The organism is Sediminibacterium sp. C3 (genome assembly GCF_000508085.1).
Taxonomy (GTDB): Bacteria; Bacteroidota; Bacteroidia; order Chitinophagales; family Chitinophagaceae; genus Sediminibacterium.
Genome location: NZ_KI669560.1, coordinates 2,154,906 through 2,169,641, shown reverse-complemented (window position 1 = coordinate 2,169,641; position 14,736 = coordinate 2,154,906). Strand labels below are relative to the sequence as shown.

General features: G+C 38.7%; 15 protein-coding genes. 7 read left to right on the top strand and 8 right to left on the bottom strand.

Translation table 11 applies throughout. The features are described 5' to 3' along the window. The 7 genes from F777_RS17315 to F777_RS0110070 form a co-directional block, all read left to right on the top strand. The coding region (locus tag F777_RS17315; RefSeq protein WP_235785932.1) for a prolipoprotein diacylglyceryl transferase at positions 1 to 807 on the top strand (807 nt) is incomplete at its 5' end. A 220-nt stretch (positions 808 to 1,027) separates the two neighbouring features. Then, positions 1,028 to 3,484 (top strand): outer membrane beta-barrel family protein, encoded by a 2,457-nt coding sequence (locus F777_RS16435; RefSeq protein ID WP_037369364.1) that lies wholly within the window; start codon positions 1,028 to 1,030, stop codon positions 3,482 to 3,484. Positions 3,485 to 3,561: 77 nt separating this feature from the next. Next, positions 3,562 to 4,053: a YajQ family cyclic di-GMP-binding protein gene (locus F777_RS0110090; protein WP_026751932.1), complete on the top strand. Its 492-nt coding sequence runs from the start codon at positions 3,562 to 3,564 to the stop codon at positions 4,051 to 4,053. Positions 4,054 to 4,152: 99 nt separating this feature from the next. Continuing rightward, positions 4,153 to 4,404, top strand: coding sequence for a type B 50S ribosomal protein L31 (locus F777_RS0110085; protein WP_026751931.1), 252 nt, complete (start codon positions 4,153 to 4,155; stop codon positions 4,402 to 4,404). A 90-nt stretch (positions 4,405 to 4,494) separates the two neighbouring features. Beyond that, the gene (gene bshB1 / locus F777_RS0110080) at positions 4,495 to 5,226 is read left to right on the top strand and encodes a bacillithiol biosynthesis deacetylase BshB1 (RefSeq protein ID WP_026751930.1); all 732 of its coding nucleotides are present in this window, start codon (positions 4,495 to 4,497) and stop codon (positions 5,224 to 5,226) included. A gap of 1 nt (position 5,227) precedes the next feature. Beyond that, the gene (locus F777_RS0110075) at positions 5,228 to 6,103 is read left to right on the top strand and encodes a carbon-nitrogen hydrolase (RefSeq protein WP_026751929.1); all 876 of its coding nucleotides are present in this window, start codon (positions 5,228 to 5,230) and stop codon (positions 6,101 to 6,103) included. Between the two features lie 33 nt (positions 6,104 to 6,136). After that, on the top strand, positions 6,137 to 7,180 hold the full coding sequence (locus F777_RS0110070) for an agmatine deiminase family protein (RefSeq protein WP_026751928.1): 1,044 nt from the start codon (positions 6,137 to 6,139) through the stop codon (positions 7,178 to 7,180). Between the two features lie 52 nt (positions 7,181 to 7,232). On the opposite strand, the gene F777_RS0110065 is transcribed toward F777_RS0110070, so the two are convergent. The 8 genes from F777_RS0110065 to F777_RS0110030 form a co-directional block, all read right to left on the bottom strand. Beyond that, positions 7,233 to 7,823: a methyltransferase domain-containing protein gene (locus F777_RS0110065; protein ID WP_026751927.1), complete on the bottom strand. Its 591-nt coding sequence runs from the start codon at positions 7,821 to 7,823 to the stop codon at positions 7,233 to 7,235. After that, positions 7,823 to 8,254, bottom strand: coding sequence for an SsrA-binding protein SmpB (gene smpB, locus F777_RS0110060; protein ID WP_037369362.1), 432 nt, complete (start codon positions 8,252 to 8,254; stop codon positions 7,823 to 7,825). Before smpB ends, F777_RS0110065 begins: the two co-directional genes overlap by 1 nt. Next, positions 8,254 to 9,180 carry an acetyl-CoA carboxylase, carboxyltransferase subunit beta gene (gene accD, locus F777_RS0110055; RefSeq protein WP_081720505.1) on the bottom strand — a complete coding sequence of 309 codons (927 nt, stop codon included), beginning with the start codon at positions 9,178 to 9,180 and terminating at the stop codon, positions 8,254 to 8,256. The genes smpB and accD overlap by 1 nt, the downstream gene beginning before the upstream one ends. A gap of 119 nt (positions 9,181 to 9,299) precedes the next feature. Then, positions 9,300 to 10,367 carry a class II fructose-bisphosphate aldolase gene (fbaA, locus tag F777_RS0110050; protein ID WP_026751924.1) on the bottom strand — a complete coding sequence of 356 codons (1,068 nt, stop codon included), beginning with the start codon at positions 10,365 to 10,367 and terminating at the stop codon, positions 9,300 to 9,302. Positions 10,368 to 10,407: 40 nt separating this feature from the next. Continuing rightward, positions 10,408 to 11,184, bottom strand: a complete 777-nt coding sequence (locus F777_RS0110045; protein ID WP_026751923.1) for a helical backbone metal receptor — start codon at positions 11,182 to 11,184, stop codon at positions 10,408 to 10,410. A 22-nt stretch (positions 11,185 to 11,206) separates the two neighbouring features. Beyond that, positions 11,207 to 12,376, bottom strand: coding sequence for a threonine synthase (locus F777_RS0110040; protein ID WP_026751922.1), 1,170 nt, complete (start codon positions 12,374 to 12,376; stop codon positions 11,207 to 11,209). Positions 12,377 to 12,434: 58 nt separating this feature from the next. Continuing rightward, positions 12,435 to 13,334, bottom strand: coding sequence for a LysR family transcriptional regulator (locus F777_RS0110035; protein ID WP_026751921.1), 900 nt, complete (start codon positions 13,332 to 13,334; stop codon positions 12,435 to 12,437). Between the two features lie 6 nt (positions 13,335 to 13,340). Next, positions 13,341 to 14,696, bottom strand: coding sequence for a pyridoxal-phosphate dependent enzyme (locus tag F777_RS0110030; protein WP_026751920.1), 1,356 nt, complete (start codon positions 14,694 to 14,696; stop codon positions 13,341 to 13,343). Positions 14,697 to 14,736 lie beyond the last annotated feature (40 nt).

The window sequence follows — 14,736 nt, the reverse complement described above, 5'->3', positions numbered from 1 at the left end:
ATGCTGGCCGCTTTGGGTTTTGGCTTGCTCAAGTGGTGGGAAAAAAAGAAAGTTCAATTGGATACACCCGTTGAAAGAACCATTCGTATATGGCCACAGGACAGGGTAGGAGACATCGTAATTTATGCAGCCATATTTGGTTTTCTGGGTGCAAAGATTTTCCATAACCTGGAAAACTGGAATGAGTTTGCTGCAGATCCTATTGGATCACTGATTGCTTTTAGCGGTCTTACCTTTTATGGAGGATTAATTTGTGCCGGAGCAGCAATTATTTGGTATGCACGTAAAAATAAAATCGCATTAGTTCCATTATTGGATGCATTTGCCCCAACAATGATGTTTGCCTATGCATTTGGAAGAATCGGATGCCAGGTGAGTGGGGATGGAGATTGGGGCATTGCCAACCCTGTTGCCAATCCATATAAGTGGTTGCCGGATTTTTTCTGGTCATATACCTATCCGCATAATGTGGTTCAGGATGGAGTGCCTATTCCCGGATGTGTGGGACCTTATTGTAATCAGTTACCCGTACCCGTATATCCTACCCCTCTTTATGAATTACTAATATGCTTTGCTTTATTTGGAGTATTAATCTTTTTGAGAAACCGAATTAAAGTACCTGGTCAGCTGTTTAGCATTTATTTAATATTCAATGGTTTAGAGCGTTTTTTTATTGAAAAAATCAGGGTTAATACCGAATATAATTTACCCTTGAATCCTACACAGGCTGAGCTTATTTCAGCAGCACTGGTAATAGCAGGAATCCTCAGCTGGCGTTATTTCAACAAACTATATAAGGCGAAATAGGGTTCACTTTCTAAAGCTTTTTTTGATTTGTATGATGTTTTAAGGAATATCCTCATCCGTTGACGATTCTTTGCAACCTTTATTTCCCGTTAATCCATTTAGGAATACCATTTAGCACATCTATTAACCGTCCGTGTTAAAACAATGTACTATGTAAAGCACAGTAGTTAGTTTTGTTTTGTAATAATTAAAACATAGAACTAACTAATAAATAAGTGCAATGAGAAATTTATTCAAATCTGCTTTACTGTTGAATCTTACATGGATAGCCATCGCTTCCAATGCTCAACAGAATAGCCCTGAGTTACAAGGAAAAGTCATCAACAAACAACAACCGGTGGAATCGGCTATCGTAAGTTTACTGTTAGCCAAGGATTCTTCTGTAGTAAAAACAACACTTGCTGACAAATCAGGCTTGTATCGTTTTCAGCAGGTTGGCAGTGGTAAATATTTACTACAAGCCAATATGGTCGGTTTTGAAAAAGCTTATTCCGGGCCCTTTGAATGGAACGGATCAGCAACGAAAATGTTACCGGATATTCACTTAATTGCAAAAGCCAGTGGTTTGGCAGAAGTAACGGTTAGTTCTAAAAAGCCATTGATTGAGCAAAAAGCAGACCGGACCATTGTAAATGTCGAAGCATCCCCCACCAATGCAGGAGCAACCGCTATGGAGATTCTGGAAAAATCTCCTGGTATATCTGTAGATAAGGACGGAAACATCAGTTTAAAAGGGAAAGAAGGAGTGGTAATATATATGGATGGCAGACCTACTTATTTGTCTGGCCCCGATTTGGTTAACCTATTAAAAAATACACAGGGCAGTCAGTTGGATCAGATAGAAATCATGACCAATCCCCCAGCGAGATATGATGCTGCCGGTAATGCAGGGGTTATAAATATAAAAACTAAGAAATCTAAAGTAGTAGGATTCAATGGCTCTGTAACAGCTGGCTATGGTCAGGGTGTATATGCCCGTAATAATCAGAATCTACAATTGAATTATAGAAAAAACAAACTAAACTTCTTTGGAAATATAGGCAGAAATGAAAGGCTTGGATTTCAGAATATAGATATCGACAGAAGGTTTATTGATGGAAACAGCAAACAAATTGTGTCATTCTTTGAACAGGTAACGGACAGAGGAACCTATAATCATTCTTATAATGGTAAACTAGGACTTGACTATTACGTAAGCAATAAAACAACCATGGGTTTGGTGTACAGTGGATTCAACAACAAGGGAGGGGGGTATTCTGTAGGTAATATAGATATATTCAATGCTCAACATAATTTAATTAATAAAACGGTTGCCATTAACGGAAATGCTGATAGCTGGAAAAACAGCAGCTTAAACTTTAATTTGAGACATCAGTTAGATTCAGCTGGTAGAGAAATCAGTTTTGATGCAGATTATCTTACCTACAATGGGAATACGAATCTTTATTTAAACAATGCCTATCAGAATAATCTGGGACAAACCATTGCCAAAACTGATAGTTTATTGGGCAGATTGCCACAGGTGATTGATATCTATTCTGCTAAAATTGATTATGTGCATCCACTTAAAAACAATGCCAAACTAGAAGCAGGTATTAAAACGAGCTTTGTAACCACAGATGCCAATGCGGTTTATGATACAATTTCAAATGGAGTAATCATGAGAGATTATAACAGAAGCAATCATTTTGTGTATAGAGAGAATATAAATGCTGCTTATGTAAATTATAATAAAGCCTTAAATAAAAAATGGAACTTTCAGTTGGGATTAAGAGCCGAACAAACCCTGGCAAAAGGCGATCAGAAAACAACCAATGTGCAATTCAACAGAAACTATGTACAGGTGTTTCCAACTGCTTATATTCAGTTTGCAGCCAATGAAAAAAATAGCTTTGTATTAAATTATGGTAAAAGAATCAGAAGACCTGATTATCAAAGTCTTAATCCATTTGTTGAGTTCCTAGACAGGTATACATATGAACAAGGAAATCCTTATTTAAAACCTCAGTTCAGTCATAATATTGAGTTAAGCCATACTTTCAAAGGATTCCTGACTACAACGTTTAACTATACCAAAACTACCGATATGATTCAGCAGGTAATCATGCAGGATGATGTGAAAAACGAAACTTTCATTAAGCAGGACAATATAGCTACTCAACAGCAATTCGGCTTATCCGTAAACGCATTCAATCAATATACTAAATGGTGGAGTGGCAATATTTATCTGAATGTAGCCAACAACCAATTGACCGGCCCTATCAATAATGCACAAGTGAATATTTCTGCCACTTCATTTATGGCAAATATTAGTCAGCAGTTTAAATTTAATAAAGGGTATAGTGCTGAAATCAGTGGATTTTACAGAACGGAGAGTATTGAAGGTGTTTTCAGAATTAAACCATTTGGCATTGTCAATATCGGGATCAGCAAGCAGATCATGAAAAATAAGGGAAGCATTAGGTTGAATGTAAGAGATATATTCTGGTCTCAAAGAATTAAAGGGGAAAGTAAATACGGAACGGTGGATGCCAATTTCAGACAGTTTAATGATAACAGAATTGCCAATATCACGTTCACCTATCGCTTCAGTAAAGGAAAGGGAGCTGCAGGGCCCAGAAAAAGAGGAGGTGCAGAAGATGAGCAAAGCAGAGTAGGGGTAGATTCGGGCAAATAAGTTTTTCTCTCATGTCGTATAATACGGCCTTGGTTTCTACCAGGGCCTTTTTTTGTAACTTTGAAAAAAATTTATGTATGCCATCATTTGATATAGCCAGTAGCGTAGACGTTCAGGTCTTAGACAATGCCATTAATACCGTTAAAAAAGAAGTGGCAACCCGTTATGATTTCAGAGATACAGATGTTAAGATTGAGTTGAACAAAAAGGATTTTATTGTTCAGCTGGAAGTAAACACAGAAATGCAGATGAAGCAACTGATCGACATTCTGATCAGCCGATCCATGAAGCAGGGAATTGATGGAAATGCTTTTGACTTTTCAAAAGATGCCTATCCAAGCGGGAAAGTTATTAAAAAGGAAGTTTCTGTTAAAAACGGACTTAGACAGGAAGATGCCAAGAAAATTGTAAAAATGATTAAGGATAGCGGAGCCAAAGTACAGGCGGCTATTATGGACGATATTATCCGGGTAACCGGCAAGAAAATCGATGATTTACAGGATGTAATTGCCAGATGCAAGGCTGGTGACTTTGGAGTACCCCTGCAATTTGTAAACATGAAAAGCTAACAAAGCAATTTTTTGGATAAAAAGGGGAATTCCCGTACATTTGCAATCCAAAATTTAAATAATCGTACGGCCAAATCCGTACCACCTAAACCAAATAACATGAAAAAAGGTATCCATCCTGAAAATTACCGTTTCGTTGTCTTCAAAGACATGAGTAATGGTACATCTTTCTTGAGCAAATCAACTGCAGCTACCAAAGAAACCATCATACACGAAGATGGTAAAGAGTATCCGGTTATTAAACTGGAAATTTCCAACACTTCTCACCCTTTCTATACTGGTAAGAACGTATTGGTGGATACTGCAGGTAGAATTGACAAATTCAAGAAGCGTTACGCAAAAAAAGACTAATGCTTTGCAGCATATCATTCAATCCTGCTCCTTTACGGGTGCAGGATTTTTTATTTATGTTCAATGGAACCCTTTTATTAATTTCATTTTATGCAATTAGATATTCTGGCTTTTGGTGTTCATCCCGATGATGTGGAACTAAGTTGTTCCGGAACCATTTTGGCTTCCATTCATCAGGGCAAAAAAGTAGGTATTGTCGACTTAACCCGAGGAGAACTGGGTACCAGGGGTTCTGCTGAAATAAGAGACAGAGAGGCAGCAGATGCAGCTAAAATTTTGGGGGTTCATCACCGTGAAAACCTAAGAATGGCAGACGGATTTTTTACGCATTCTGAAGAAAATTTACGGGAAATCATTGTTGTACTTCGTAAGTTCCGTCCATCTGTTATCCTTGCAAATGCGGTAGAAGACAGGCATCCCGACCATGGAAGAAGCGCCAAACTGGTAGCAGATGCTGCATTCTTAGCCGGCTTGCAAAAAATTGAGACGGTTGATGAAAATGGAACCCCACAGCAGGCTTTCCGACCAACACAGGTTTTTCATTATATACAAGACAGGGTATTAACGCCAGACTTTGTTTTTGATGTAACGCCATTTTATGAAAAGAAAATGGAATCCATCAGAGCCTATACAACCCAGTTTTACAGTGCTGAGTCAAATGAACCGAGTACCTATATTTCTTCTCCTCAGTTTTTGGAAACAGTGAAAGGAAGAGATATGATGATGGGAAAAAAAATAGGAGTTTTGTATGGAGAAGGCTTCATTACAGAAAAAACGGTCGGTATCCTTGATTTTAATCATATCATACAGATAACAACTTAATATGGCAAAAGTAAAAGTGGGCATGGTGCAAATGTCATGCTCAAATGTAAAACAGGATAACCTGAGTAAAGCAATGCAGGGCATTAGAAATGCAGCTGCACAGGGAGCACAAATTGTTTGTTTGCAGGAGCTGTTTACTTCCCTGTATTTCTGCGATGTGGAAGATTATGAAAACTTTAAACTGGCAGAAGCTATACCAGGTGCTACTACCAATGCATTGAGTGAACTAGCGGCAGAATTGAATGTGGTAATTATTGCTTCTCTCTTTGAAAAAAGAACACAGGGATTGTACCATAACACAACAGCGGTAATTGATGCTGATGGAACTTATCTGGGCAAATACCGCAAAATGCATATCCCGGATGACCCTGCTTATTACGAAAAATTTTATTTTACCCCTGGCGATTTAGGTTATAAAGTTTTTAAAACCAAGTTTGCCACATTGGGAGTTTTAATCTGCTGGGATCAATGGTATCCAGAAGCAGCTCGTATTACCGCTTTAATGGGTGCTGAAATTCTATTTTATCCAACAGCTATTGGTTGGGCAACCAGTCAGGATGAAGCCACCAATACCGAACAATATAATGCCTGGCAGACCATTCAGCGAAGCCATGCTGTAGCCAATGGTGTTCATGTGGTAAGTGTAAACAGAGTAGGGATGGAGCAAAATGGAGCCATGCAATTCTGGGGAGGGTCGTTTGTTGCCAATCCATTTGGCAGTTTATTGTACAAAGCTTCTCATGATCAGGAAGAAACAACCGTTGTTGAACTAGACCTTGCAAAAACAGATCAGTACAGAACACACTGGCCATTCCTGAGAGACCGCCGAATTGATTCTTATCAGCCTATTACCAAGAGATTTATTGACGAAGATTAATTAAAGAAATTTAATTGAATAGAATTATTTTTTATGGATCAAATACCTGCACAATTAGGATATACTTTTCCCGCTGAATTTGCCAAACATGAAGCAACCTGGTTAAGCTGGCCACACAAAGAAGCCAGCTGGCCTGGAAAAATTGACAGTATTTATCCAAATTACAGCTTGTTTATCAAATACCTGACCATGAGTGAATTCGTGAGAATCAACGTGGCAGATGCAGCAATGGAAAATTTTGCCAAAGATCACTTGCAAAAAGCAGGGGTGAATATGGATAAAGTGCAGTTTTTTCATCACCCAACCAATGATGCCTGGTGCAGAGATCATGGACCTGCCTTTCTGATTAATCCTAATGCAGAACACAAAAAAGTAATTGTAGACTGGAATTACAATGCCTGGGGCAATAAATATCCGCCATATGATTTGGATGATGTGATACCTACTTTAATAGGTAAGCATTTCAATATTCCGGTTTTTAATCCCGGTATAATTATGGAAGGCGGATCAGTGGAATTTAACGGAGCAGGAACTGTTCTAACTTCTACCTGCTGCTTATTAAATCCTAATAGGAATCCACATCTTTCAAAAGATCAAATTGAAACCTATTTACAAAACTATTACGGAGTACAACAAGTGCTTTGGGTTTCTGAAGGAATTGTAGGGGATGATACAGATGGTCATATTGATGATACCGTTCGATTTGTAAATGAAGACACCGTTATAACTGTATTAGAAGATAATCAGGCAGACGAAAATTATGAATTGCTTCAAACCAATCTGAAGGAATTAAAAACCATGAGACTCTTGTCTGGCAAGCAATTAAACATAGTAGAACTACCCATGCCCGACGAAGTAATTTTCGAAGACCAGCGATTGCCTGCATCTTATGCTAATTTTTATATCAGCAATCAACATGTGATTGTGCCTACTTTCCGTTGCAAAAAAGATGATAAGGCATTGCAAATTATTCAGTCTTGTTTTTCAGACAGAGAAGTGGTGGGTATTGATTCAACCGATATTATTTGGGGACTGGGAAGTTTTCATTGTCTGAGCCAACAAGAACCATCAGTATAGAGAGCAGCTTATCAGGAAAGAACAGTATACTGTTTATACCCAAGGCTGCTGTTTATTTATTGTTTTTTCGAGCTATAAAGAATAGTTCTGTGCCTGCACGGGGTGCAACTGAATTATAACAGTGATCCATTCTGTCTATTTGAAAATATTTTTCAAATAGTAACAAATAGGAAGCCTGGTTACCCCCAAAAGGAGGTCCTCCTTCGAATTCTCTGTTAAATAGTAAGCCAACTAGTTTTCCCGTCTCTGCTAAAAGTGTTGCCATCTTTGCAACATATTTTTCTCTCAGATCAGGGTCTAGTGCACAGAAAAATGTCTGCTCCACAATCAGATCGTATTGACCATCCCACTTAAAAAAATCAGCTTGAATAAATTGAATGGCAGACTGATTGGGATACTTTTCTTTTAAAGATTGAATAACTGCCGGCGCAATATCAATAACGGTAATATTCGTGAATCCTTGCTCCAGTAAATAAATGGCTTCATAACTGTTGCCTGCGCCCGGAATTAAAATGGAAATATCTTTATTGGACAGTTGATTAAAATAGGCTTTCAATGGGGGAGAAACATCGCCTAAATCCCATTGGGATGCATTGTTGAGGTAGCGTTGGTTCCAATATTCAGCAGATAAAAATTCAGTCATTATCCTAAGAATCTTTTGATTTGCTTTTCCACATCCCGGTTTTTAATGGTCTCTCTTTTGTCGTGTAATTTCTTGCCTCTCGCCAAACCAATTTCTACTTTAACCAAACCCTTATCGGTAAAAAAAACTTTTAAGGGAACAACCGTGTAGCCCTTGTCTTTTAATTTCAGTTGCAGCTTTTTTAGTTCACGTTTATTCAACAAAAGCTTTCTGTCGTGAACTGCTATATGATTATTAGAAGTACCATGACTATATTCGGCTATGTATAGCCCTCGCACCCAGAGTTCTCCGTCATCGAAAAGGCAAAAAGCATCATTGAAACTGAGCTTGCCGTCCCGGATAGATTTAACTTCCGTACCCAGCAACACAATTCCAGCCACATATTTATCCTCAATGTGGTAGTTAAAATACGCCTGTCGATTGTTCATCATTAGCTTCTGAATAATTGCACGAGTTGTGCCAGCTTTTCTTTCAGATTTTTCCGGTCAATGATAAAATCAAGGAATCCATGTTCCAAAAGGAACTCACTTCTCTGAAATCCTTCCGGAAGGTCTTTTTTAATGGTTTCCTTAATTACCCTTGGACCTGCAAATCCAATCAGTGCTCCTGGTTCAGCAATATTTAAGTCGCCCAGCATACCAAAGCTGGCTGAAATACCACCAAAAGTTGGATCGGTTAACATGGAAATATAAGGTAATCCTGCGTCGCTTAGCTGAGAAAGTTTACCGCTGGTTTTTGCCAACTGCATTAAACTGAAAGCACTTTCCATCATACGGGCACCGCCGCTTTTGCTAATTACCAGATAGGGGAGTTTATGTTCTATACAGTAATCTACTGCCCGGCTAAACTTTTCTCCCATTACACTGCCGAGCGAACCTCCTATAAACTCAAAGTCCATACATGACACAACCAATTTTTCACCGTTGGCTTTGCCAACACCCACCCGCATGGAATCTTTCAAGTCGGTTTTTGCATGAATATCATCCAATCTTTTTTGATAGGGTTTAAGATCGGTAAAGCCCAGAAAATCCTTACTCTTTATTTCATCATAAAGAACTTCGTATTCCCCGTTATCAAATATGATATCAAAGTATTCTTCACTACCAATACGATGGTGATGATTACATTTTAAGCAAACGAATAAATTTTCTTTTAATTCATTGGTGGTACATATATAGTTACACTCAGGGCATTTACTCCATAAACCCTCTGGTGTTTCCTTTTTATCTGCTGTAGAAGTAAGGATATTTCTATTCTTACGGGTAAACCATCTTGACTTTGCAGGTTCAACTGGTTGCGGATTAGATTCAGCTCCAGTTAAATTTTGTTCGAAGTCTTCTTCACGCTCTTTTTTCATATATCGTGCAATCAAATTGGGGCGGAAAGATAATCAATTATCAAATAATAGGCGCTAAAATGTAGAACTCCAAACTGCTTTTCAACGGTTTGGAGTTCCTATAGATAATTTTATTAATACTAGGCGTTACGATTAATGCAATTCAGGTCTTCAAAAGCCACTTCCAGGCGTTTTGAAAAGTTTTCCTCGGCTTTTCTTAACCAAACCCTTGGATCATAGTATTTTTTATTGGGCTTATCCGCGCCTTCAGGATTTCCTAACTGTCCCTGCAGGTAAGCTTCGTTTTTTTGATAAAAATCCCTGATACCTTCCCAGAATGCCCATTGCAAATCTGTATCAATATTCATTTTGATGGCACCATAACCAATCGCTTCTCTAATTTGGTGTTGGGGTGATCCGCTTCCACCATGGAATACAAAGTAAACGGGTTTTGGCCCTGTTTTTAATTCAGCCTGAATATAATCCTGGCTATTCTTTAGAATCTCAGGTCTTAATTCAACATTTCCGGGTTTGTATACACCATGCACATTGCCAAATGCTGCAGCAACGGTGAACATATTGCCCACTTTACTCAATTCGGTATACGCATAAGCCACGTGTTGTGGCTGGGTATACAATTTGTCGTTTTCAACATCGCTATTGTCTACACCATCTTCCTCTCCGCCTGTTACGCCCAATTCAATTTCAATGCTCATGCCCAGGGGAGCCATACGCTTGTAAAACTCTACGGATGTGGAAATGTTTTCTTCAATGGGTTCTTCTGATAAATCCAGCATATGAGAACTAAACAATGGACGACCTTTTTCCTTATAAAATTGTTCCCCGGCATCAATTAAGCCACTTACCCAGGGTAACCATTTTTTGGCAGCATGGTCGGTGTGTAATACAACCGGTACGCCATAATGCTTGGCTACATTGTGAATATGCAAGGCACCTGAAATACCGCCAGAGATATTACCCTGTAAAGCATCATTCGGCATGCCTTTGCCCGCAACAAACTGTGCTCCTCCATTTGAAAACTGAATAATAACCGGGGAGTTAACTTTAGCGGCGGTTTCTAAAGTTGCATTGATCGTGTTGGTGCCGATGGTATTAACGGCAGGGAGTGCAAACTGGTTTTCTTTTGCATCGTTATACAATGCTTCCAGTTCTGCTCCAAATAGTACACCAGAGCTGTATTTTTTCATATGGCTAAGATAATGAAAAGCCTACAAAAAATAAAAGGCATTAATCGGCCCGATTCAATTGCTCAGACAAGCTGGAAAAATAGGAAGGAGCATACTGCATTCTACTGCCATACCAGCTGAACATTTCACCATCAACCAGTAAAAATGCTTTATCCGGAAATTGTGCACTTAATTCACCGATATGCTTTTCTTTAAAAGGATAGGGCTCACTGGATAAGAAAACCATTTTAGCTGCCTGCCATTCCGGATCCTCAAAATGAATTGCCGGATACCGCAGTTGATTCTCATAAGTATTTAGACAATTCATTTTATGCAACATCGAATGAATGAATGTATCACCTCCGGCTACCATATAAGGATCTTTCCAAATCAGATAGGCACAGGGGGTAGATTGAAATTGCTGTTTTTGCAGAAACGAATTCAACTGCAGAAATGATGCTTCTATCTGGCCGCTGATGATTTTTGCTTTATCAAAAGTACCGGTAGCAAGACCAACCGATTCTATCATCTTTAGGGCTGTATTATAGTCTACAACATCGGTGAGTAATATTTCAGTGAAATCTGCAAGTTGTTCTACCTGCTCTTTAATATTTTCTTCCTTGCTCGCAATCACCAGTGTGGGATGCATTGATTTTATTGTCTCAATATTAATTTGCTTGGTTCCCCCAATTCTTGTTTTACTTCTAAACCATTCTTGAGGGTGCACACAAAATTTAGTAATCCCTACCACCTGATTTCCCAGACCCAGATCGTATAAAAGTTCGGTAATGCTTGGTACCAGTGAAATAATTCTTTGATTAGATAATTCTGACATCATTGCTTCGCAAATTACAAAAGCTTTATCTGTATTTGTACCAGGATCCCGTATTCACCAGTAAAACCTTGTCAGCTTCCTTTATGAATTGAGACTGCAATAATTTTTTCGCTGCCATAAAAGTAGCAGCCCCTTCCGGACTTAGTAACTGACCTTCCGCTTTAGCTATTTGCTGAATTCCATCTTCCATCTCTTTTTCAGATACGGTTAAAGCAATGCCATTGCTTTCCCTTAGTACAGTTAGCATCATTTGAGTAGCAAATGGGTAAGGAACAGCCAGGCCATAGGCAGCGGATGATTGAGGAGCATAACTGTCTGGTAGTTTCCCCTCCTGAAATAAATGTACCATTGGAGAACATTGATCAGATTGTACCAAAACCATTTTGGGTAATATGCCCTTAATAAGGTTCATTGATAGTAATTCCTTAAAAGCTTTCCAGATGCCGATTAATCCAGTGCCACCACCTGCAGGGTATATAATAATATCAGGTAATAACCAGTTAAATTGTTCGGCAATTTCGTAACCCAGGGTTTTCTTCCCCTCTAATCTGTAGGGTTCTTTCATGGTAGACATGTCGAAAGCACCTGTTTCTGCAGCAATACTTCTTGCCATTTTGCCACAAGTATCTATTAAGCCATCTAAGAGAATTAAATTAGCTCCATACATACGACATTCTTCTTTTAATGTTTCTGCTGTATGCCTGGGCATGATAACGGTTGCTTCAATTTCTGCTTTAGCACAATAGGCACTCAATGCTCCGCCGGCATTACCTGCGGTGGGTATCACCATTTTTTTAATGCCCAGTTCTTTGGCTTTAGATACTCCCATACTCAATCCTCTGGCTTTGAAAGATCCAGTTGGATTTTTGGCATCATCTTTCAACCAGATCTCATGTATTCCCAGATGCATGGATAATTTGTTCAATTGGCTTACCGGAGTAAATCCTTCTTCCAAACTAACAATATTGGTTTCATTTAGCACAGGTAAAACTGGCTGATATCTCCACATAGTCTGGAGAGCTGTATTGATAAATTGGGCATCTCTAAAGGGCAAATCATAAATTGCATTTAATGGAACATTGCAGCAAGTGGCAAATGTCTGTATTGTTTCATGGCTATACAATTTTCCGCAGTTGCTGCATTCAAGTGAACGTATTCCGGATATAGTCATGCTTGCTGATGCTGGGTTTTTCATGTAGCAAAACTAATCCTGACTTGATAATCTAAAATGATTATATAGTTATAGTCAATAACTAATAGTTATAGATGGAATTGGCCATTTTAATGAAAACTTTATTTAACTCAGCCTTTTCACCTTTGCGTTCTATAAAGAAAAACTGTCTTTTTAATTTGAGGCCTTCAATCTGTATTTCTCTTAGTTCTCCGGATTTTAATTCTTTTTGAACTGAAATATTGGGAAGAAAACCTACCGCATCCGAAGCCAGTAAGAAATTTTTCAAAGCCTCAGTTCCTCCCAGTCTCACTTTTACATTTAATTGGGAAAGTTTAATTTTATGTTTTGACAAGCCCCGCTTAAGCACAGCCAAAGTGCCGCTTCCCACTTCTCTTAAAGCAATGGGCAATTCAATGAGTTCCTGCAGGGTATAGATTTTTTTTTTCAATACCTTACTATTACTGCTACAAACAGCAATCACCTTATCGGTAATAAAAGGAGTGTACTGTATCTGAGGAACCTTACTGTTTTCTTCAATAATACCCAGATTTATCTGTTTGTTAATTAATGCTTCTCTTACCAATTCAGAATTTCGATTCAGTAAACTTATTTCTATTTGCTGAAATTGCTGGTTAAATGCAGACATAACTTTGGGCAAGATATATAGGGCAACGGTTGTGCTGGCTCCTAATTTTAAATTACCCCTTGCCTGTAATGCATCCTGCAAAACAGAAATATCAAATTCGGTTTGTTGCTCTATTGTTTTTACCGTCTGTAAACGACTCAGCAGTAACTGACCTGCTGCTGTCAGCTCAATCTGAAGTCCTTTTCTTTCAAACAGTTTTGTCTGATACTGCGCTTCCAGCAACTGAATATGTTTGCTAATGGCAGGCTGCGAAATAAATAGTACCTGACTGGCTTTTGAAAAACTCAACAGCTCTGCAACATGCATGAAAACCATGTGTCGCGTAGATATCATAGTAATCTATTTAGCTAAACTTTGCAACACATCGTATTTGGTAACAATATGGTAGTCACCTTTTTCATCTTTTGCCAGTACAGCTCCGGTCTCTTTATTAATTAAACTTCCCAGTCTTTCTACCGGTGTATCAAAATCTACAACAGGGTAGGAAGGTTCAAGTACACTTTGCACTTTGGCTTCCTTAATATCAGAATTACTGAATACTTTCAGAAACAGACCGTTTTCTGAAACAGATCCAATAGGTTGACCTTCCTGCATTACAGGTATATGCTCAATATCGTATTTTTTCATGAGTGCTACTGCTTCTGCAACAGTATCTTCCGGACTAACGGAGATCAATCGTTTTGCCTGTCTTCCATTCACGATATCTTTGAAGGTTTTAACATCCAGGAATCCTCTTTCCATCATCCACTGATCGTTATATACTTTACCTACGTATCTGCTGCCATGATCATGGAAAATACAAACCACCACTGCATCTGCCGGTAGTTTATCTTTTAGTTGCATCAATCCCTGCAAACAACTTCCTGCACTGTATCCGCAAAATAGTCCTTCTTCCTTGGCGATCCTTCTGGCCATAACAGCACCCTCTTTATCAGTTACCTGCTCAAAATGATCTATCACACTCATGTCATAGTTCTCCGGCACAAAATCTTCTCCGAATCCTTCACTGATATAGGGATGCACATAGTCCATATTTACTTCTCCCGTCTGATAATAATGCGTTAAGAGAGAACCGTACACGTCAATAGCCCATACCTGAATATTCGGATTCTTTTCTTTTAAATACATCGCCGTACCCGTAATAGTACCGCCGGTACCAGCCGTACATACCAGGTGGGTTATTTTGCCTTCTGTTTGTTCCCATATTTCTGGACCGGTACTTTCATAATGCGCCTGACGATTGGCCAGGTTATCATACTGGTTCATGTACATGGAATTGGGAATTTCTTTTCCGAGTCTTTTGGCTACACTGTAATAACTTCTTGGATCATCGGGCATAACATTGGTAGGACATACAATCACTTCTGCACCTACTGCTTTTAGTATATCAACCTTCTCTTTGGATTGTTTGTCGGTAGTAACAAAAATACATTTGTATCCTTTTACACAGGCTGCTAAAGCCAAGCCCATGCCGGTATTTCCACTGGTACCTTCAATAATAGTTCCACCCGGTTTTAATTTCCCTTCCTGCTCTGCTACTTCCACCATTTTTAAAGCCATACGGTCTTTAATGGAATTGCCGGGATTAAAGTAATCTACTTTGGCCAGGATGGTTCCTGGTAATCCTTTTGATACTTTATTCAACTGAATCATTGGGGTATTACCAATGGTCTCCAATACGTTTTTCTTCCACATAAACTAACAAATGTTTGTTCAAAGATATTGTTTATTTCCT